Genomic DNA, 1,345 nt, shown 5'->3' with positions numbered 1-1,345 from the left:
GGCGAGGTGCGTCCCTTAATGCGCGGGATCTTTCCAAAAAGGAGGTCCTCACTTAGATTAGAGATCTTCAACCATCACTAAATCCAAGGAGGACCTCATGATTCACGTAGGAATCGATTTACATACTAGTAATATGGTCATTGTAGCGATAAACGGCAACGGGGAAGTGATCCGGGAGGCGAAGCTGCCGACAGCAACGAGGGCACTGGCAGACTTTTTTAGCTATTTCGATGAGCCTGTCCAAGCCGTCGTTGAATGTACCAGCAGCTGGTACTGGCTGTCGGACTGGTGCCGGGCCAATGGAGTCGAGCTCACGCTGGCTCACTCGAAGATGGTCAAAGCCATCAGTTATGCGAAAGTAAAAACTGACAAAGTGGATGCGAAGACCTTGGCGGAACTACTGCGGGCTGACCTTATTCCGGAGGCCTATCAGATTCAACATGACCGACGAGAACTCCGGGAACTGACCCGTGGCCGACTTCGGCTGATCCAGTGGCGGGGCCGGCTACAGTCTACGCTGTGGAACCAAGCCATTAAATACAACGTACAGATCAGCGGGAGTCAGTGGCGAGAGTTGGAAAAGCTTGGGCAGTGGTTGCAACCACAACTACCACCAGCAGCCAACCTGCAGGCCCAGCTAATGCTTGAGCAGATTAGTCAACTACAGCAACATATTCACCGGTTGGAAGAAGAAATTGAGAAGCAAATACCCTTCGAGGCCTCTGCCGAGCGGCTTATGGCTGTGCCGGGCTTGGGAAAAGTCGGTGCCTGGACGATTCTGGCAGAGATCGGGAACATCAACCGGTTTCCCAGTGCCAAGCAGTTTGTCAGTTATTGTCGGCTGGTACCGGGAGCCAAAGACAGTGGTGGTTCCCACCGGCATAAGTCAGGCAACAAAGATGGGAACCGGTACCTGAGAGCGGCCTTCGGGCAGGCGGCGGTTTCCGCCTATACGCACTATAAAGTGGTGAAGAAATTTTATCGAAAGATTAAACGCCGAAGCGGTCGGCCCGTGGCCCGAGCCGTCGTGGCCAAAGAACTGGCCAAGGGAGTCTGGTATATGCTGACCAGGGATGAAGAGTACAAAGGATTTAAGGGGCAGCCCGTGCGGGCGGCCTCCCAAACCTGCTGGCCCCAACCGATAAGCCCGTTTGCCTAACCGGGACACGTTAAGTGAGCCCGTGCGCGGGATTGGGACATCGGTTGGTGGGCCGGTTAAAAGATCTGGGATAGTCCCGAGTATTCGGGACAGCTTCCGTCCATTGACAGAAGATAAGCTCCGACAGCTGTCGGAGGTTTGGATGCCGGCAGGTTCACCGACGCTAAAGCTTTGGTGAACAGGTAA

General features: G+C 54.3%; 1 protein-coding gene. It reads left to right on the top strand.

Translation table 11 applies throughout. The features are described 5' to 3' along the window. The first annotated feature begins 97 nt into the window (after positions 1–97). Positions 98–1,159, top strand: coding sequence for an IS110 family RNA-guided transposase (locus ACT3ID_RS18915; protein ID WP_491543627.1), 1,062 nt, complete (start codon positions 98–100; stop codon positions 1,157–1,159). Positions 1,160–1,345 lie beyond the last annotated feature (186 nt).

It is taken from the genome of Fodinibius sp. GM108, from assembly GCF_058386985.1.
This window is presented reverse-complemented; position numbering and strand designations above follow the sequence as displayed.